This window comes from Pseudarthrobacter linnaei (assembly GCF_055412825.1).
This window is the reverse complement of the sequence record NZ_JBVAYX010000004.1, coordinates 136,720-156,150: the sequence shown is the minus strand read 5'-3', so window position 1 is coordinate 156,150 and position 19,431 is coordinate 136,720. Positions and strand designations below refer to the sequence as shown.

Genomic DNA, 19,431 nt, shown 5'->3' with positions numbered 1-19,431 from the left:
CTGAAAACCTGAACAGTAACGAGTAGTTACTTGATACCGGTGATCTTGACCTTGGTCAATTCCTGACGGTGACCCTGGCGCTTCTTGTAACCGGTCTTGTTCTTGAACTTCTGGATGACGATCTTGGGACCGCGAAGGTCCTCAAGGATCTCAGCCGTAACCTTTACCTTGGCCAGGTCCGTAGCTGCAGACGTGACCTTGTCACCGTCTACCAGGAGCAGTGCGGGCAACTCAAAGGTGCTGCCGGCTCCACCGGGGACGCGGTTCAGGGTAACGAAGTCTCCAACGGAAACCTTCTCTTGGCGGCCGCCTGCGCGGACAATCGCGTACACCACTGGGGAACTCACTTCTCTCGACGTTTATTACTAGATTTGCGTGCGGAACCTGGGTCCAAAGTTTCTGGTCCGGCTCACGCTGTGCCTCTACGCCGGTGGGTTCCCCGGGGGGACCCATGAGCTATCCCGTGGACAATCGCACTTGAAATCAAGTGGAGCGTCCTCAAGGTCATAACCCAAGTGTTGGCGTAAGCACCGAAGATCTAGACTACGCTAATTTTGCCTTCGGCCGCAAATGAGGCTGGTTCCGAAGGGAGGTACGTGGTAGGCGCCACTCTGTATGGACAGGATGTTGCCGCAACGACTTCCGGAACCGTGCCCACCTATCGTACAGGCTCCGCCCGGCTCCCCGGGTCAGGCGTGCAGCCGCGGCGCGTCGAAGGAGCCGACCTCGTACCGGGCCGACCGCCGGAAGGCCACGGCCATGGCCCGCCATTGGCTCCCCGGGGTCGATGCCGGCGCCGGCGTCGAGGTCCGCCGAGGCGGGCAGGGCCTCCTGCAGTCGGGGCTTGACCTGGCGGAGCGCGGCCTCCACTCCCGCCGGGCCGCCGTGTCCCATGATTCTGGCCTGCATGGTCGCCATCGCCGGGGACAGCGAACATCCGGTTGTGTGGCCGTTGCGGGTGGGCGCCCGCTCCCCCGGCCCCACGACGGCGGGCCGGGCCTTCTCCGGCCGGGTGCGGACGGCGTCGGGCACCGCGGGGTCCCGCAGCAGGCCGATCTTGACGGCGTCGATGCTGATGTCCGCGCTGGTGGCATCCAGCTGCGCTGAGAGGAAAGCCGCCGGCGGGACACGCACGGCGCCGGCGCCGCGGGTGTTCTGCGCGGTCAGGGCGGTGACGGCCGCCGTGCCGTAGCCGCTGTGCCGTAGCCGCCGTGCGCGGGAATTCTTTTGAGGTCGGCCTGGATTCCGGTGCCGCCGGTGGGATCGGAGCCCCCGATCGCGAGCCTCCGCGGGATCCGGGGTGCCGACGGGGCAGGGACACACGAAAGAAACGAGGAGGTGGTGGCCAAGAGAGACATCCCTTCGCCGGTGCTAACCGGACAGGTTCAACGGGTCTGGATGTCAGAGGGTCGATGCGCGGCACCCCGTGTCAGGGACCCAGCCTGGCCGCACCCTTAACGAAGTCGCGGGCACGGCCCGAACCTGGCCGTATTGCTACGCCGTCCGGACCGCACCCGCGGCCTTGCTGAACTGTTCCGGTGTTAGAGCTCCGAAGCCGGAACTCCGACACCGAGGATGATCGGCTCGCTCGCGGCAGGCTTGGTCGCCGGCACGGTGGCTGCCGGGACCTTGGCCTCATGGACCGAAACGGCGGCCTGCCGGGTTTCCTGGCGCTGTTCCACCGACGTCTCGTTGGCTGCGCCCTGGGCGCGGCTGGCGCTGCGGTTGCGGCGCCCGCGGCGGGCCCGGGACGTGCCCGGCTCGGCTTCCGCCTCGGTTTGGGAACCCGGCGTCTGGGCGCGTCCCGGTCCGGTTCCGCCCGTGCGCGCCGGAGCGGCCGTTGCGCTCCGGGCTGCCGGAGCCTTTGTTGCCGGGGCATTCACCGTCGGCGCAGCCGGTTCCTGCGCGGCCGGAGCCGTGGCGGCCTCCGCTTCTCCCAGGTGGGCGAAGGCCTCGGTCAGGAGGTCCAGGGTCAGCGATGGCGCGCTCTCGTCGGCCTGTTCCACGAACGGCAGGGCGACCTGCTCGCCGCCGAACGTCAGCACGGCAGCGGGACGTCCCGCAGCTTCCTCCGTCGCGGCCAGCTCGACGGCTGCCTCCAGGGCGGCCTGGCGGGCCCCGGCGTCGGCAGCGGCGGCTGCCTCCCCGTCATGGAGGTGGGCGGCGTGCGCCGCTGCGGCGATGTTCGCCAGCGCGGCCCGGGTGGCCTCAGCCTTGGCGTGGCGCTCGGCCTCGGTGGGCTCGGCGTGGACTGCCGCAGGGGCGGACAGCTCGTCCGTGCCCTGGCCGCCCCTGCCGCGGCGGCGGCTCTTGCGTTCGGTCCGGGCGGCGGGCTGGTGTTCGGTCCGTGGGACGTGGTGCTCGGCCGCCACGACGTTGGCGCGGCGGTGCTCCACCGGCTCATCGTGGGTGACGATGCCGCGGCCGTCGCAGGTTTCGCACTGCTCGCCGAAGACTTCCAGCAGCCCGGTGCCCATCCGCTTGCGGGTCATCTGCACGAGGCCCAGCGAAGTCACCTCCGCGACCTGGTGCTTGGTCCGGTCCCGGCCCAGGCACTCCACCATGCGGCGCAGCACGAGGTCGCGGTTGGATTCGAGCACCATGTCGATGAAGTCGATCACGATGATGCCGCCGATGTCGCGGAGCCGGAGCTGCCGGACGACTTCCTCGGCTGCTTCGAGGTTGTTCTTGGTGACGGTTTCCTCGAGGTTGCCGCCGCTGCCGGTGAATTTGCCGGTGTTGACGTCCACCACGGTCATGGCTTCGGTGCGGTCAATCACGAGGGAGCCGCCGGAGGGCAGGAAGACCTTGCGGTCCAGGGCCTTGTGGATCTGCTCGTCGATGCGCCACGCGGCGAAGATGTCCGTGTCCTTGGTCCACTTCTCCAGCCGGCCCACGAGGTCAGGCGCCACGTAGGTGACGTAGGCCTCGATGGTGTCCCAGGCTTCCTCGCCGGAGACGATCAGTTTGGAGAAATCCTCGTTGAAGACGTCACGGACCACCTTGATGGTCAGATCGGGTTCGCCGTAGAGCAGCTCGGGGGCAAGGAGCTTGGTCGAGGTCGACTGGCCTTCGATCCCTTCCCACTGGGCGCGGAGGCGGTTGATGTCGTGCGTGAGCTCTTCCTCGGACGCACCCTCGGCGGCGGTGCGGACGATGACGCCGGCATTTTCCGGCAGGCGGTCCTTGAGGATCCGCTTCAGGCGGTTGCGTTCGACGTCGGGCAGTTTGCGGGAGATTCCGGTCATGGAACCGCCGGGAACGTACACGAGGTAGCGGCCGGGCAGCGAGATCTGGCTGGTGAGGCGGGCGCCCTTGTGCCCGACCGGGTCCTTGGTGACCTGGACCAGCACGGAGTCACCGGACTTCAGCGCGTTCTCGATCCGGCGCTGCTTGCCCTCAAGGTTGACGGATTCCCAGTTGACTTCACCGGCGTAGAGCACGGCGTTGCGGCCGCGTCCGATGTCGACGAAGGCGGCTTCCATGGACGGCAGCACATTCTGGACCTTGCCCAGGTAGACGTTGCCGATCAGGGAATCCTGCTGGGTCTTCGACACGAAGTGCTCGGCCAGGACGCCGTCCTCGAGGACGCCGATCTGGATTCTGTCGTCGCGCTGGCGGACGATCATCTGGCGGTCGACCGACTCGCGCCGGGCCAGGAACTCGGCCTCGGTGATGACGGTGCGGCGGCGGCCGGTGTCGCGGGATTCGCGGCGGCGCTGCTTCTTTGCCTCAAGCCGGGTGGAGCCCTTGAGGGACGTGACGCGGTTGTTGACGGGCGCCTCGGTGGCTGCCCGGGGGGCACGGACGCGGGTCACCGTGTTGGGCGGGTCGTTGTCTTCCCCGCCGGTCAGTTCGAGGTCCTGGTCGCCACGGCGGCGACGGCGGCGGCGGCGTGAGGTCACACCGTCTTCCAGCTGCTCCTCGGTGTCCTCGTCTGTTTCTTCTGCGGCGTCTTCGGATTCGTTCTCGGCGCCGGGCTCACTGTCGGATCCGCGGCTGCTGCGTCCACGGCGTCCGCGGCTGCGGCGGCGACGGCGGCTTCCGGCGTCCTCGCCTTCATCTTCCTCGCCCTCTTCTTCCTCGGCTTCCGCCACTGCGGCGGCTGCCTGGGCCGGGCGCACGACGGTGGCCAGGTCGGGGGCCTGGAAGATCATCGAGCTGACCGCTCCCGGCTCGAGGAAGAGCGATGCGGCGGACGAGGGTGCTGCGGCGGGCGTTTCTGTTGCTTCTGCTGCTGGTGGCGCAGCGGTTTCGGCTGCTGCTTCCATGGGCGCGGCTGCTGCTGTTGTTTCCGGCGTCACTGCGGACTCTGCCGCGGCCGGGGTCCCAGCGACGGGGGTCCCAGCGGCGGGGCTTTCCGCGGCGGGGGCAGCGGCGGCGGGGGCAGCGGCCTTCGCCCGGCTGGCGCGGCGCCGGACCGGCTTCTCAGCCGGAACTTCAGCGGCCGCGGTCTCGGCGGCAGCCGGGGCGCCAGCTGCTGCGGCGTCGTCGGCGAGGGCCGGGAGGGGCTCGGACGGTGCGGCTACCTTGCGGGCGCGGGACCGGCGGACGGGTGCCTTGGCCTTGGCTTCCGCGGCCGGAGCCTCGGTTGCGAGGGTTGCCTCCGCGGGGACTGCCGCGTCGGCTGCCTCCGCGGATGCGGCTGCGGTGTCCGCTGCGTCAGCGGGGGCTCCCGTCTTCGGGAGAGCCTTGCGGCGGGTCCGGACCGGCCGCTTCGGCGGCGTTGCCGCAGCAGCGGCGTCTGCTGGCGCCTCGGCACCGAGGGCGTTGTCGTTGGCCGTTACAACCTGGTCATTATCCATATGTGGCGACACTCCTGCCCCTGAGTTACCGCCACATCCGGCACCCGTGGGGGCAAATATTTGTCAACACCCGCAGGCATTGACAGAAGTCAATTGGATACCCTCAGGTTCGCACCGGCAGTGGGGTGCGGCAGCCCTGGAGGGCCGGCGGAATTGTTCTGAAACCCGTTGATCTACACGTCACAACCAGGTGCCGTCCAATGGCATTGCGGGACAGCCGGGATCAGAGGATCCGTGGCTCCCTGCTCATCATTAGCGGTCTTGGGAACAAAGGCGCCGGACCGGAATCCGGATGTGGATCGGGTTCCAGCCACGATCATTGTCTCACAGGACCCGCTAAATCAGGCGTAAGGGAGGCATCCGGCCCGGACCGTGGACGGAATCACTGGGGACGGCACCACGGCTCCCGGGCTTCATCCAGTCTCCGGCGATAGAATCGGACCAGTTGCACCGACCAAAGGACTTTCATTCCATGCCCACCATCTCCAGTGCCACCAGCGAAGCCGCCGCGCAGCAGCAAGGCTCCAGGACGTCTGTCGCGGAACGGCTGTTGCCTCCGATGACCCGCGACCGCCCGTTCGCATGGCTCCTGCTGGTCACCGGCGTCGTCGGCTGGCTTGCCTCCGGGGCGCTGGTGCTGGAAAAACTGGAGGTCCTTAAGGATCCCAGCCATGTGACGGTGTGCGATGTGAACCCGTGGATCTCCTGCGGGCAGGTCATGCAGACCTGGCAGGGTTCGGTGTTCGGCTTCCCCAACATGTTTCTGGGGATCGTGGCGTTCGCGGTCGTCATCACCACGGCCATGGGCATGCTCGCCGGCGCCACGTTCGCCCGCTGGTACTGGCTGGGTATGCAGGCCGGCGTGACGCTGGGCTTCGCGTTCGTGGTGTGGCTCTGGTCCCAGGCGCTGTACTCCATCCACATCCTGTGCCCGTTCTGCATGGTCGTCTGGGCTGCCATGATTCCCCTGTTCGTCTGGGTCACCGTCCGCAACGTGGCCCACGGCGTCATCCGCCTGCCCGCCGGCGCCACCAGGATCCTGGGCGACTCCGGCTGGATCATCACGGCGCTGCTCTACGTCGCCGTCGTCGCCTCCATCTTCTTCGCCTTCATCCAGGTCTTCATCGGGACTTCCGGCTACTAGGCGCCCGACCCGCGTTGAGACCACCGGCTCCCCCCGCCGAGGTGACAGTTAAGGCCCATGTTCGTGACGAACATGGGCCTCAACTGTCACCCCTGCGGGGAGGGTGGGTCCGGAGGTTAGTCCTGGAACCAGATTTTGATCTCGCGCTCCGCCGATTCCACGGAATCCGAGCCGTGGACCAGGTTCTGCTGTACCTTCAGGCCCCAGTCGCGGCCGAAGTCGCCGCGGATGGTCCCGGGGGCCGCCGTCGTCGGGTCCGTGGTGCCGGCGAGCGAGCGGAAGCCCTCGATCACGCGGTGGCCCTCGAAGATCGCCGCGACCACCGGTCCGCTGAGCATGAACTCAACGAGCGGCTCGTAGAACGGCTTGCCCACGTGCTCCTCGTAGTGCTGCTCCAGCAGTTCGCGGCTCGCGTCGACCTTTTTGAGCTCGGCCAGGGTGTAGCCCTTGGCCTCGATGCGGGCGATGATGCTGCCGGTCAGGTTTCGGCTGACGCCGTCGGGCTTGATCAGGACGAGGGTGCGCTCAATGCTCACAGCTGCTCCAATGTGTTGGGGACGGGGTTCGAAAATTAGTCTAGTTGCTTTGATCTTCGGGGTGGGCTGCGTCCCAGGCGGCCTGTTCGCGTTCCCGCTGGGCAGCCTCCCGGTCGATCCGGATGCCGGTGCGGATGCCGTACCACCAGGCCACCGCGAAGAGGCCGCCGACCAGGAACATGCCCGGTTCCAGGATGCCGGTCAGGATCAGCACAATCTGCAGGATCCAGCCCAGGGCCACTCCCCACGGTTTGGTCAGCACCGCGCAGGTCAGGGCGTAGACCAGGCTCAGCGTGATCCCGACCGAGAAGATCAGGACCGGCGGGAATTCATCCCGCCGCAGCCCGAAGACGGTGAGGGTGCCGAAGAGCACCACGAAGGCCTCCAGCAGCAGCACCGTGGAGGCGAACAGGACTTTGGTGGAGCGGCGTTTCTTGGGCATGCCGGGCTGCCATTCGCGCTGGGCTTTGGTGAGTTTCGCCATGGGCTACGCCTCCGCCTTTCCGAGCAGGATCCGGGCTTCCGCCACGAGTGTGATGGACCCGGTGACGAGGACGCCGCCGGCGAGGTCGTCGTTGGCTTCGGCCCGTTCCACAGCCCATTCGAGGGCGTCGTCGAGCTTTTCGGCCACGTGGATGTTCTCCTCGCCGAAACCGAGCTCCAGCGCGAGTTCCGCAAGGTCCTCGGCCGGCACCGCGCGGGGCGAGTTGGACTGCGTGAAGCAGTATTCGGCGGCCAGGTCCCCGAGGGATTCCTTGAGCTGCCGGAGAATTTCCTCGGCGTCCTTTTCCCGCAGGACGCCGACCACCACGACCAGCTTGGTGAAGCTGAAGGCCTCGTGGATGGCCTCGGCGGAGACCCGGATACCCTCGGGGTTGTGCGCGGCGTCCACGATGATGGTCGGCGCGGTGCGCACCACCTCCAGCCGGCCCGGCGAGGTGACCGAGGCGAACGCCTCCTGCACCAGCCCGGCGTCGAGCGCCTTTTCGGCGCCGAAGAAGGCCTCCAGCGCGGCAATCGCGACGGCGGCGTTCTCGGCCTGGTGCGCGCCGTGCAGCGGCACCAGCAGGTCCTCATAGCGGCCCGCGATGCCCTGGATGGTGACCATCTGGCCGCCTACGGCCACGGTGCGGGATTCGACGCCGAACTCGACGCCTTCGAAGCGGAACGGGACGTTGGTTTCCTTGGCTTTTTCCAGCAGCACCTGGGCCGCGTCGCGGGGCTGAGCGGCGCTGACCAGGAAACCGCCGGGCTTGATGATGCCAGCCTTTTCGTAGGCGATGTCCTCGGTGGTGTCGCCCAGGAGGTCCGTGTGGTCCAGCGAGATCGGGGTGACCACAAAGACCTGGCCGTCGCCGACGTTGGTCGCGTCGGTGATCCCGCCCAGGCCGACCTCGATGACGGCGACGTTGACCGGCTGGTCCGCGAAGACGGCGAACCCCAGGATGGTGAGGCATTCGAAGTACGTCAGCCGGGGCTGGCCTTCGGCCTCGAGTTCACTGTCCACAATGGCCAGGTACGGGCGGATTTCGTCCCAGATCCGGACGAAGGTCTCATCCGGTACCGGGGCGCCGTCGATGCTGATCCGTTCGGTGACCTTGGACAGGTGCGGGCTCGTGTACCGCCCGGTGCTCAGCCCGTGCGCGCGCAGCCCGGCCTCGATCATGCGGGCCGTGGAGGTCTTGCCGTTGGTGCCGGTGACATGGATGATCGGGAACGCCTTGTTCGGCTCCCCCAGGATGTCCATGGCCCGGTGCAGCGGGGCCAGCCGCGGCTCCATCTTGTTTTCCGGCGCCCGGCCCAGCAGCTCGGCGTAGACGCTTTCTACGGAGAATTCGTCGGTCATGGACTACGCCTCAACTTTCTTGGCAACGCTCACCTGGGGTTCCTTGACGTCGGCCGCAACAGTTTCCAGCTCGATGGTCAGTGTTTCGGTCTTGACGAGTTCCGCGTTGGCCAGCAGGGCCTCGACGACGTCCTGCCGTGCGGTGACGGTGGTGTGAATCCGGTCGCTGACGTTGAGTCCGGCATCCTTGCGGGCCTGCTGGATGGCGCGGACCATGTCGCGGGCTGCACCTTCGGCCTCCAGCTCCGGGGTGACGTCGGTGTTCAGGACCACAAAGCCGCCGCCGGGAAGGACCGCGGCCGCGCGGGATCCTTCGCCTTCCGCGGCTTCGGCCACGACGGTTTCCAGGGTGTATTCCTGCGGCTCGAGTTCGAGGCCGCCGGCGGTGACCACTCCGGCGTCGCTGAGCGACCAATTGCCGGATTTGGCGCCCTTGATGGCCTGCTGGACGTTCTTGCCCAGCCGTGGTCCCGCGGCCCGGGCGTTCACCACGAGCTTCTGCTCGATGCCGAACTCCGCCGGGGAGGCGCTGTCGGCATCGAGCAGGCGGACGGAGCGCAGGTTCAGTTCATCGGCGACGACGGCGGCGAAGCCTTCCAGCGAGTCCGCGCCGGGTGCCACCACAGTGAGTTCCTGCAGCGGCAGCCGGACGCGCAGGTTGGCGGCCTTGCGCAGGGAGGAGCCGGTGGAGCAGATCTGCTGGACCCGGTCCATGGCCTCGACGAGGCCCGGGTTGGCCGGGAACAGTTCCGCGTCCGGCCAGTCGGCCAGGTGCACGGAGCGCCCGCCGGTGAGGCCGCGCCAGATCTCCTCGGAGATCAGCGGCAGCAGCGAGGCCGCGACCCGGCAGACCGTCTCCAGCGCGGTGTAGAGCGCGTCGAAGGCGTCCACGTTCTCGTCGAAGAAGCGCTGGCGGCTGCGCCGGACGTACCAGTTGGTGAGCATGTCCAGGTAGCTGCGCAGTTCATCGCAGGCACCGGAGATGTCGTAGCTGTCCAGCTGCGCGGTCATGTTCCGGACCAGGTCCCCGGTGTTGGCCATCAGGTACTGGTCCAGGGTGTCGGCGTAGCCGTTGTAGCGCAGCTTCGCGTCATAGCCGGACGCTGGTCCTGCTGCAGCGTTGGCAGCGTTCGTGTAGAGCGTGAAGAAGCTGTACACGTTCCACAGCGGCAGGATGACCTGGCGGACGCCGTCGCGGATGCCCTGCTCGGTGACGACGAGGTTGCCGCCGCGCAGGATCGGGCTGGACATCAGGAACCAGCGCATGGCGTCGGAGCCGTCGCGGTCCAGGACCTCGGAGACGTCCGGGTAGTTGCGCAGGCTCTTGGACATCTTCTGGCCGTCCGAGCCCAGGACGATGCCGTGGCTGATGACGTTGCGGAAGGCCGGCCGGTCGAACAGTGCGGTGGAGAGGATGTGCAGCATGTAGAACCAGCCGCGGGTCTGGCCGATGTACTCGACGATGAAGTCCGCCGGGTTGTGGGTGTCGAACCATTCCTCGTTCTCGAACGGGTAGTGGACCTGGCCGTAGGGCATGGAGCCGGAGTCGAACCAGACGTCCAGGACGTCCTCGACGCGGCGCATGACGGACTGGCCCTCCGCCGGGGTGCGCGGGTCGTCCGGGTTGGGTCGGGTCAGTTCGTCGATGAACGGCCGGTGCAGGTCCACCTCGCCGGCCTTGTTCAGCGGCAGGCGGCCGAAGTCGGCCTCGATCTCGGCGAGCGAGCCGTAGACGTCGGTGCGCGGGTAGTCCGGGTCCGTGGACTGCCAGACCGGGATGGGGCTGCCCCAGTAGCGGTTCCGGCTGATTGACCAGTCCCGGGCGTTGGCGAGCCACTTGCCGAACTGGCCGTCCTTGACGTTGCCCGGGATCCAGTTGATGTCCTGGTTGAGCTCGGACATGCGGTCCTTGAACTTGGTGACCTCGACGTACCAGGAGGACACTGCGCGGTAGATCAGCGGGTTGCGGCAGCGCCAGCAGTGCGGGTAGCTGTGCTCGTAGCTGGCCTGGCGGACCAGCCGGCCCTGGGCGCGGAGCACCTGGGTGATCGGCTTGTTGGCGTCGAAGACCTGCAGCCCGGCGATCTCGGCCAGCGGGCCGTGGCTGAACAGCGGCAGGAACTTGGCGCCTTCGTCCACGGAGAGGACGACGGGGATGCCCGCCTCTTCACAGACCTTCTGGTCATCCTCACCGTAGGCCGGAGACTGATGGACGAGGCCGGTACCGTCGGTGGTGGTGACGTAATCGGCCACGAGGAAGCGCCAGGCGTTCTGGTTGCCGTACTTCTCGTCGTCAGCGAAGTAGTCCCAGAGGGGTTCGTACGTCAGGCCTTCGAGTTCGGTGCCGGTGTGGGTGGAGATGACCGCAGCCTCGGCCGCGGCGGCACCTTCGGCGCCGTCGCCGTAGCCAAGATCCTTGGCGTAGGTGCCGAGCAGTTCGGCGGCCAGCAGGAAGCTGCCGGTGACGGGCGCGTCAGTGGAGGCGGCCTTGACGCCGTTGGGTCCAGCCGGCAGGACCACGTACCTGATGTCGGGGCCGACGGCGAGCGCGGCATTGGTGGGCAGCGTCCAGGGCGTCGTGGTCCAGGCGAGCGCCTGCACACCGGCGAGCTGCTTCGACAGGTCCGACTCCCCTGCCGTGATCGGGAAGGTGACGGTAACGGTCTGGTCCTGGCGGTTCTTGTAGACGTCGTCATCCATGCGCAGTTCATGGTTGGACAGCGGCGTCTCGTCCTTCCAGCAGTACGGCAGCACGCGGTAGCCGTTGTAGGTGAGGCCCTTTTCGTGCAACTGCTTGAAGGCCCAGAGCACGGACTCCATGTACTCGACGTTGAGCGTCTTGTAGTCGTTCTCGAAGTCGACCCAGCGCGCCTGGCGGGTGACGTAGCTCTTCCACTCGTCGGCGTACTTCATCACGGAGGCACGGCAGGCGTCGTTGAACTTGTCGATGCCCATGGCCTCGATCTGGGTCTTGTCCGTCATGCCCAGCTGCTTCATGGCTTCCAGCTCGGCGGGCAGCCCGTGGGTGTCCCAGCCGAAGCGGCGCTCGACGCGGCGTCCGCGCTGGGTCTGATAGCGGCCCACGAGGTCCTTGGCGTAGCCGGTCAGCAGGTGGCCGTAATGCGGCAGGCCGTTGGCGAACGGGGGACCGTCGTAGAAGACGAATTCGTTGCTGCCACGCTCTCCGCCAGGAAGGTCAGAGGGGCGCTGGTCGATGCTGGCTTGGAACGTGCCGTCCTCGTCCCAGTACTTGAGGATGCGCTCTTCGACCTCCGGGAACCTCACGGAGGCCGACACACCGGAGGTGGTGGAAGCAGAGGTGGGGGCGCCTGCGCCGGACGTGGCGGCGGAGGCCTTCGGGTAATAAGTCATCTCGACATCCTGGGTTGAGCTGGTGAACAAGTGGTTTCATTCAGGATGCGAGGACGGCCCCTGCACTGTCTTTCGACAACACCGGCACCGCGGTACCACCTCACTTACCGGCATCGGTCCCACTTCCCCGGGGGGAAGCACCGGCGTCGGCCGCTCATTACTGCTGTGACGGGCTTACCCGTCCGGTTCTACCGGCTCTGGCGCACTATGTTGCAGGAAAGTCGTGGCGCCGGGGCGTTCTTCCGGAAGCTCACCGGTGATGGCCGGGTCAAAGCTGCTCTAAGAAGTCTAACAACTGCAACGGCCCCGCAATGCCTACACTGAATCCATGATGTTCCGGACCCGGGTCCGCGTTGCCCCGCGAACGCCTGCGGGCGGGTCCGGCTGGCGGTGGCTGGCGGGGCTGGCGGCAGCACCCGTTGTGGTGGTCTCCGTCTTCCGTGCCGTGCCGCAGGAATGGCCCATCACCGTGGTCCAGCTGGTGTCCTTCACCCCGTGGCTGGTGCTGCCCGCGGGCGCCTCGCTGCTGTTCGCGGTGCTGGGACGGCGGCGATGGATGGCGGGCACCGCGGCCTGCCTCGTGGCCGTGCAACTCTTCTGGCTGGTCCCGCTGGACTACACCAGGTCAGCGCCGGACGCCGCGCCGGGCTCCGCACCGGGCTCCGCGCCGAATGCTGCGGCTGACTCTGTGAACGGCGCAGTGGAGCTGCGGACAATGAGCCTCAACGCCAAACTGGGCAAAGCGGACGCGGCGGAAATCGTCAGGCTGGTCCGCGAGAACGGCATCACGCTGCTGACGCTCCAGGAGTACACCCAGGCGTTCGAGGACCGGCTGGCTGCTGCCGGCCTGCCCGCTCTGCTGCCGAACAGGATCAGCCACCCTGCGGGCCGCGCCGCCGGCAATGCCGTCTACTCGGTCCACCAGCCGGTGGCCACCGGGGAAGTTCCCGACTCCCATTTCCCGATGCCGCTGATCCGGCTCACCGCCGAGGCCAACGGGCAACGCGCCGTCGTCGAACTGACGAACGTCCACGTACGTGCACCCGTGGGCGTGGGCCTGCCGAAGTGGCGCAGCGACCTGGCAGCCCTCGGCCGGCTGGCGTCACAGCCCGGGAATGTGGTGCTGGCCGGTGACTTCAACGCCACTTATGACCATGCCGAGTTCCGGGAGATCCTGCAGGGCGGGGGGCGGACACTGGTGGACGTGGGAATGGCCGAGGGCTCACGGCTGGTCCCCACCTGGCCGATGGAGGAGCTGTTCCTCCCCGGCATCACGATCGACCATGTGCTGACCAGCCCGTCGGTGCGCAGCGCGGACTACGCCGTGCACCGGGTGGCCGGGACGGACCACGCCGCCATCATGGCCACACTGACCGTCCCGGCCACCGGGTAGGCCAGGCAACGCGGGGTCACATCCAGCCCATAAACCCCCGGTCAATGGGCCGTAGGTGACCCCGCGTTGCCGGTCCGGTCCCGGATAAGCGACGGTTGCCGGGCGACGCCGCGGCCGGGCGCGAAAGCTTAGCCCTTGCGGATCAGCTTGTAGTTGGCGGCCTGCGCCACCGGGCGGATCACGATCTGGTCCAGGTTGACGTGGTGCGGTGCGGTGACGGCGTAGCGGACGACGTCGGCGACGTCCGCCGCGGTGAGCGGTTTCTCGACGCCCTGGTACACCTTGGCGGCCGCTGACTGGTCGCCGAGGCGGTTCAGCGCGAACTCCTCCGTCTGGACCAGTCCGGGGGCGACCTCGATCACGCGGAGATTGTGCTCGGCCTCCTCGAGGCGCAGGGCGCCGGTGAGTGCGTGCTGGGCGAACTTCGCCGCGTTGTAGCCGCCGCCGCCCTCATAGGCGGACAGTCCCGCCGTCGACGTCAGGTTCAGGACGGTGCCTTCACCGCAGGCGCGGAGCATTGGAAGGAACGCCCGAATGAGCTTCATGGTGCCCAGGACGTTGACCTCGAACATCCATTCCCAGTCCTCGGTCCTGGCCGTGGCCACCTTGTCCGCGCCGCGGGCGCCGCCGGCGATGTTGATGAGCGTGTCGATGCCGCCGGCGCGGGTCACCTCGTCCAGGAGCCGGGCGACGTCGGCGTCGTCGGTCACGTCCGCCGGAAGCGCGATGGCGCCGGTTTCCGCGGCGAGCGCCTCTAACCGGTCCACGCGGCGGGCGACGGCGTACACGGTCCACCCCTCGGTCCGGAGCGCACGCACGGTGGCCTCGCCGATTCCGGTGCTGGCGCCGGTGACAACTGCTGCTTTGTTGTGAAGTTCCTCAGTCATGGCACCACCCTAACGGCAAGTCCAGGCCCTCCGCGCGGCGTTCCCCCACGGGAGGACCTGGATGAAGCCGGATGAACTCGGCCGCCCCAGGAGCGGTCAGCGGGCCAGGAAATCCTGCAGGACCCGGGCATGGTTGGTCTGCGGGTCCCTCGCGGCGAACAACAGCGTCACCTTCCCGTGCTCGGCGGCCAGGTCCCGCAGCGTCTGCACGGCCGGGTTGCCGTCGAGCTCGGCCTCATAGGCGGCACGGAAGTCGGCAAAGCGTTCCTGCATGTGCGCGAACTCGGTCCGCAGCGGCGGCGAGGGTGCCACGTCTTTGAGCCACAGCTCCAGCTGCGCGCGTTCCTTGCTGATCCCCCGCGGCCAGAGCCGGTCCACCAGGACCCGGCAGCCGTCGTCGTCCGCGGGCTCGTCATAGATGCGCTTGATCGCGAAGGGTCCGGCAAATGTCTCCATGTGCGCATGCTACGCCGGAACGCGAAAGATGAGCCCGGCAGCCCTGGCACGGGAAGCAATCCTGGACCTGACCCGCCGCTGCCAGGTCTGGCGAAACTTGAGGGCGTTCCAGGAGGCCAACAGCAGCGTCCCTTTGCCCGAACCGCATAAACCCTGTGGCCCGGCCCTTGCTGCAGCTGACGCAGGTACTCAAGCGTTCCCCCGGCCCGTGCCCCGTCTGGTTCGATGACTGAATGGATCATTCACAGCTGAACTTGTCCGGTCGAAAGCTCAATAGGGGCGATCGTGTCGCGGTTCTTTCTCCGTCGTTCGCCGCCCCCGGACTCGCCCCGGCCGTGCATGAGCAGGCGATGCGGCGGCTCATTGCCGCTACGGGATTGATCCCGGTGGAATTCCCGACGACACGCAAGCTCGGATCCAGTCCCGAGGAACGGGCGGCGGACATCAATGCGGCATTCGCCGATCCCGGCATCCGTGCGATTCTTGCCACCATCGGCGGCGACGACCAGATCACGGTCCTGCCGCATCTCGACGCGGCGGCGGTCGTCGCGGATCCCAAGATCTTCATCGGATACAGCGACAACACCAACCTGCTCAACTGGCTGTGGTCCCTGGGGATAACCGCCTACTACGGTGGCTCGACCCAGGTCCACCTCGGCGCCGGGCCCGGTGTGGACGACGTCCACCTCGCTTCCCTGCGGGCTGCCCTGCTCACCGGAGGCGAGCTGGAGATCACCGATCCCGGGGAATCAGAGGACTTCGGACCGGACTGGCTCGAACCGCGGGCACTCGGCGAATATGGCGACCGCGAGCCCACCGAACCCTGGGCGTGGTCAGGTCCCGGACGCACGGTCTCCGGTCACACGTGGGGTGGTGCCTCGAAGTCCTCGACCAGCTCGCCATCGCCGACAGGCTCCCCTCAGTCGACGCGCTCCGGGGCGCCATCTTGATCCTCGAAACCAGCGAGCTGCTGGCTCCCGCAGATTGGGTCAAGCGATGGGTCCGAGCGCTCGGCGAACGCGGTGTCCTGGGGGCGGTCGACGGCGTGATGGTCGCCAGGCCTCCCGTCAGCTGCCACGGAAAGGTTCCGCCTCCCGCTGAACGGGCTCGGCTACGCGCCGCACAGCGGGACGTGGTCAGCACCGAAATCGCCCGGTACAACCCGGACGCCGTCGTATGCGTCGGGGTCCCCTTCGGGCACACCCGACCGCAGTGGATCCTCCCCTACGGCGGTCGAATCCAATTCGAGGGAAAATCCAGGACCATTACCGCCAGCTACGCCTGACGGTGGCTGGGGGCGCCGCGCCGCAACACCCTCAGATCCCCGCCATTGGCGGGCCCCGGCAGTCTGCCGGCACGGACCGTGGAAGAATTGGGCCCATGGCTGAAGACACGCAGGGTACAGACACGCCCACCACCGCCCCCATCAACGTTCCGGACAAGCCCGCCCTGGAGGGGCTCGAAGACGCCCTCACCCGGCGCTGGCTTGACGAAGGGACCTACAAGTTCGACCCGGACACCACGCGGGAGCAGGTGTACTCGATCGACACTCCCCCGCCCACGGCGTCGGGTTCGCTGCACGTGGGCCACATGTTCTCCTACACCCAGACCGACGTCCTGGCCCGCTACCAGCGCATGACCGGCAAGAACGTGTTCTACCCGATGGGCTGGGACGACAACGGCCTGCCCACCGAGCGCCGCGTGCAGAACTACTACGGCGTTCGCTGCGACCCGACCACCGCGTACGACGCCGGCTACCGGCCTCCGGCCGAGCCCGCCAAGAATCAGCGCGACTTCGACGTCGTCTCGCGCCGGAACTTCATCGAACTGTGCGAGGAGCTCGCCGTCGAGGACGAGAAAGTCTTCGAGAACCTGTTCCAGACACTCGGCCTGTCCGTGGACTGGGACCTGACCTACCGCACGATCGACGACAAGTCCCGCGCCATCTCCCAGCGCGCCTTCCTGGCGAACCTCGCCGCCGGCGACGCCTACATGGCCGAGGCCCCCACCCTGTGGGATGTCACCTTCCGCACCGCCGTGGCCCAGGCCGAACTCGAGGACCGCGAGGTCGCCGGAGCGTACTACCGCTACCCCTTCTTCACCGAAGACGGCGAGAAGATCTACATCGAGACCACCCGCCCGGAACTGTTGGCCGCCTGCGCCGCCCTGGTGGCGAACCCCGACGACGAGCGCTACCAGCCACTGTTCGGCAAGAAGGTCACCTCCCCGCTGTTCGGCGTTGAGGTGGAGGTCATGGCCCACCCGCTGGCCAAGGCGGACAAGGGCTCCGGCATCGCCATGGTCTGCACCTTCGGCGACCTCACCGACGTCACCTGGTGGCGCGAACTCCAGCTGCCCACGCGGGCGATCGTGGGCCGCGACGGGCGCATCATCGGCGAGACCCCGGAATGGATCACCACCGCCGAAGGCCGCGCCACCTTCGAGTCGATCGCCGGCAAGACGGTCTTCAGCGCCAAGGAGGGCGTGGTGGAGCTCCTGGCCGCCGCCGAACTCCTCGACGGCGAGCCGAAGAAGATCATGCACCCGGTGAACTTCTTCGAAAAGGGCGACAAGCCCCTCGAGGTCGTGACCTCGCGACAGTGGTACATCCGCAACGGCGGCCGGGACGGGGAACGCCGCGAGCGGCTCATCGCCCGTGGTCACGAGATCGAATTCCACCCGGCTTTTATGCGATCACGCTACGAGAACTGGATTTCGGGGTTGAACGGTGACTGGCTCGTGTCCCGCCAGCGGTTCTTCGGTGTGCCTGTGCCCGTCTGGTACCCGCTGGACGCCGACGGCAACCCGGACTTCGCGGCCCCCCTCGTCCCGTCCGACGCGCAGCTGCCGGTGGACCCCGCCGCGGACGCGGCCCCGGGTTACGAGGAGGCCCAGCGCGATGTGCCGGGCGGTTTCACCGGCGACGCCGATGTGCTGGACACCTGGGCCACGTCCTCGCTGACCCCGCAGATCGTGGGCGGCTGGAGCACCGACGAGGCGCTCTTCGCCAAGGTCTTCCCGTTTGACGTGCGCCCCCAGGCTCACGACATCATCAGGACCTGGCTGTTCTCCACGGCTGTGCGCGCCGACGCCCTGCAGGACGTCGCGCCGTGGAAGCACGCAGCGATCTCCGGCTGGATCCTGGACCCGGACCGCAAGAAGATGTCCAAGTCCAAGGGCAACGTGATCGTCCCCACCGATGTGCTGGAGGAGTTCGGCTCGGACGCCGTCCGCTACTGGGCGGCCTCCGCCAAGCTCGGCGCAGACACGGCCTACGAAATCGCGCAGATGAAGATCGGCCGCCGGCTGGCCATCAAGCTGCTCAACGCCTCCAAGTTCGTGCTGAACCTGGGCGCCACGGAAAACTCGGTGGTTTCCGGGGACCTCTCCGTGCTCTGCAACCCCCTGGACCGGGCCGTGCTGGCCCAGCTCTCCGACGTGGTCCAGCAGGCCACCAAGGCGTTCGAAAACTACGACTACGCCCGGGCCCTGCAGATTACCGAAAGCTTCTTCTGGCACTTCACCGATGACTACGTGGAGCTCATCAAGGACCGCGCCTACGGTGCCGCCGGCGAGACCGAACAGGCGTCGGTCCTCGCGGCGCTGGCGACGAGCCTGGACACGCTGCTGCGCCTCTTCGCCCCGTTCCTGCCCTTCGCGACGGAGGAAGTCTGGAGCTGGTGGCGCACTGGTTCCGTGCACCGCGCCCAGTGGCCGTCCGCCGTCGAGATTGACGGCGACACCACCCTGCTGGCCACCGTGGGAACCGCGCTCAGCGGCATCCGCAAGGCCAAGTCGGAGGCCAAGGTCAAGCAGCGCACCGAGGTGCTGTCCGCGACCATCACGGCTTCGGAGTCCCTCACCACGCAGCTGAACGCCGGCCTCGCCGACCTCAAGGCTGCGGCCAACGCGCGCGAGCTGACCCTGGCGGTGGGCAACGGCGAACTGGCCGTGAGCGACGTCGTCCTGGCGCCGGCAGAAGTCTAGGAGCCCCGCCGGCCGCCCGTTGCGGGCCGGTTTTTGGGCAAAGGGGAAGCCCCATCAGCGTTTTGCCGTTGGTGGGGCTTCGACTTTTCGATTGTCACGTGACGTCTTAGACAATCTGGCAGAATCCTTGGATTTTCAGGTCTTCCTACCTCGTCACTGGTAGCCATCATCTGACTTTGCCGAAGGCTGCGTCGGATGAGTGTCACTGAATCTTTGGTTCCTGCGTCCCGCTTCTTTCGAAGTGGGTAAGTTCAATTGTGATCCCAGCCGCCCGGATACACAAGAGCCCCGGAAGAACTACATCAGAGTAGTTCTTCAGGGGCTTTTTGCTGCCCCTGGGGGCGTTCCTGACCCGCCCGGACGGCTAGTTAAAAACGGGGTCTTCGGTGCGGCTGCGCTTGATTTCGAAGAAATACGGGAACGACGCCAGGGTCACCGAGGCGTCCCAAAGGCGGCCGGCCTCCTCGCCCCGCGGGATGCGCGTGAGCACGGGGCCGAAGAAGGCGGTGCCGTTGAACGCAACGACGGGTGTGCCGACGTCCTGGCCCACCAGCGAAATTCCGGCCTCGTGGCTCGTCCGCAGCGCGGCGTCGAATTCATCGGTGTGGCCGGCTGCCGCGAGTTCCGCGGGCAGGCCGACCTCGGCGAGGGACTTGGAGATGACCTCGGCGATGTCCTTGTTGCCCTCGTTGTGGATCTTGGTGCCCATGGCGTCGTAGAGCGCTTTGACGTGCCCTGTGCCGTGCCGCTCGGCGGCCGCCGTGATGACCCGCACCGGCGCCCAGGCCTTGGTGAGGAACGCCTTGTACTCCGCCGGGAGCTCCTCACGGCCCTCGTTGAGCATGGCGAGGCTCATGACGTGCCATTCGGTGCTGATGTCGCGGACGTCTTCCACCTCGCTGATCCAGCGGGAAGTCACCCAGGCAAAGGGGCACATCGGATCAAACCAGAAGTCAGCTTTATTGGTTTCAGGCACAGGTGTTCTCCTTGGGATGTCTGGGGAAA

The 19,431-nt window shown here is 67.4% G+C and carries 13 protein-coding genes and 1 pseudogene; 4 read left to right on the top strand and 10 right to left on the bottom strand.

Translation table 11 applies throughout. The features are described 5' to 3' along the window. Positions 1 to 26: 26 nt before the first annotated feature. The 3 genes from rplU to ACZYZ3_RS05890 form a co-directional block, all read right to left on the bottom strand. Positions 27 to 335, bottom strand: a complete 309-nt coding sequence (gene rplU / locus ACZYZ3_RS05900; RefSeq protein WP_282380108.1) for a 50S ribosomal protein L21 — start codon at positions 333 to 335, stop codon at positions 27 to 29. A gap of 208 nt (positions 336 to 543) precedes the next feature. After that, complete coding sequence (locus ACZYZ3_RS05895; protein WP_463962895.1) at positions 544 to 1,323, bottom strand: bifunctional hydroxymethylpyrimidine kinase/phosphomethylpyrimidine kinase; 780 nt, start codon at positions 1,321 to 1,323, stop codon at positions 544 to 546. Positions 1,324 to 1,541: 218 nt separating this feature from the next. Next, the gene (locus ACZYZ3_RS05890) at positions 1,542 to 4,805 is read right to left on the bottom strand and encodes an Rne/Rng family ribonuclease (RefSeq protein WP_463962894.1); all 3,264 of its coding nucleotides are present in this window, start codon (positions 4,803 to 4,805) and stop codon (positions 1,542 to 1,544) included. A gap of 472 nt (positions 4,806 to 5,277) precedes the next feature. Here ACZYZ3_RS05890 and ACZYZ3_RS05885 point away from each other — a divergent pair, with 472 nt between their 5' ends. Next, positions 5,278 to 5,949, top strand: coding sequence for a vitamin K epoxide reductase family protein (locus ACZYZ3_RS05885; protein ID WP_463962893.1), 672 nt, complete (start codon positions 5,278 to 5,280; stop codon positions 5,947 to 5,949). A gap of 116 nt (positions 5,950 to 6,065) precedes the next feature. Here the strand turns inward: ACZYZ3_RS05885 and ndk are convergent, their stop codons facing one another. Genes ndk through ileS form a run of 4 tightly spaced genes read right to left on the bottom strand, consistent with a single transcriptional unit; the run spans position 6,066 to position 11,703 of the window. Beyond that, entirely contained in the window at positions 6,066 to 6,485 is a 420-nt protein-coding gene (gene ndk / locus ACZYZ3_RS05880) for a nucleoside-diphosphate kinase (RefSeq protein WP_463962892.1), read from the bottom strand. A 40-nt stretch (positions 6,486 to 6,525) separates the two neighbouring features. Further along, entirely contained in the window at positions 6,526 to 6,969 is a 444-nt protein-coding gene (locus ACZYZ3_RS05875; protein ID WP_463962891.1) for a DUF4233 domain-containing protein, read from the bottom strand. 3 nt (positions 6,970 to 6,972) lie between these two features. After that, a complete protein-coding gene (locus ACZYZ3_RS05870; protein ID WP_463962890.1) occupies positions 6,973 to 8,331 on the bottom strand; it encodes a bifunctional folylpolyglutamate synthase/dihydrofolate synthase in 1,359 nt (452 codons plus the stop codon). A gap of 3 nt (positions 8,332 to 8,334) precedes the next feature. Further along, positions 8,335 to 11,703 carry an isoleucine--tRNA ligase gene (gene ileS / locus ACZYZ3_RS05865; protein ID WP_463962889.1) on the bottom strand — a complete coding sequence of 1,123 codons (3,369 nt, stop codon included), beginning with the start codon at positions 11,701 to 11,703 and terminating at the stop codon, positions 8,335 to 8,337. 328 nt (positions 11,704 to 12,031) lie between these two features. Between ileS and ACZYZ3_RS05860 the strand changes: the two genes are divergently transcribed. Then, on the top strand, positions 12,032 to 13,096 hold the full coding sequence (locus ACZYZ3_RS05860; protein WP_463962888.1) for an endonuclease/exonuclease/phosphatase family protein: 1,065 nt from the start codon (positions 12,032 to 12,034) through the stop codon (positions 13,094 to 13,096). Positions 13,097 to 13,224: 128 nt separating this feature from the next. Here ACZYZ3_RS05860 and ACZYZ3_RS05855 read toward each other — a convergent pair whose 3' ends face one another. Both ACZYZ3_RS05855 and ACZYZ3_RS05850 read right to left on the bottom strand, forming a co-directional pair. Beyond that, positions 13,225 to 13,983 (bottom strand): SDR family oxidoreductase, encoded by a 759-nt coding sequence (locus ACZYZ3_RS05855; RefSeq protein ID WP_463962887.1) that lies wholly within the window; start codon positions 13,981 to 13,983, stop codon positions 13,225 to 13,227. A gap of 96 nt (positions 13,984 to 14,079) precedes the next feature. Then, positions 14,080 to 14,439 carry a DUF488 domain-containing protein gene (locus ACZYZ3_RS05850; RefSeq protein ID WP_463962886.1) on the bottom strand — a complete coding sequence of 120 codons (360 nt, stop codon included), beginning with the start codon at positions 14,437 to 14,439 and terminating at the stop codon, positions 14,080 to 14,082. Positions 14,440 to 14,672: 233 nt separating this feature from the next. On the opposite strand from ACZYZ3_RS05850, the pseudogene ACZYZ3_RS05845 reads away from it, so the two are divergent. Further along, positions 14,673 to 15,724, top strand: a pseudogene (locus tag ACZYZ3_RS05845) (S66 family peptidase). Between the two features lie 95 nt (positions 15,725 to 15,819). Further along, the gene (gene valS / locus ACZYZ3_RS05840) at positions 15,820 to 18,426 is read left to right on the top strand and encodes a valine--tRNA ligase (protein ID WP_463962885.1); all 2,607 of its coding nucleotides are present in this window, start codon (positions 15,820 to 15,822) and stop codon (positions 18,424 to 18,426) included. A gap of 364 nt (positions 18,427 to 18,790) precedes the next feature. On the opposite strand, the gene ACZYZ3_RS05835 is transcribed toward valS, so the two are convergent. Beyond that, complete coding sequence (locus ACZYZ3_RS05835) at positions 18,791 to 19,402, bottom strand: mycothiol-dependent nitroreductase Rv2466c family protein (protein WP_463962884.1); 612 nt, start codon at positions 19,400 to 19,402, stop codon at positions 18,791 to 18,793. Between the last annotated feature and the right edge of the window lie 29 nt (positions 19,403 to 19,431).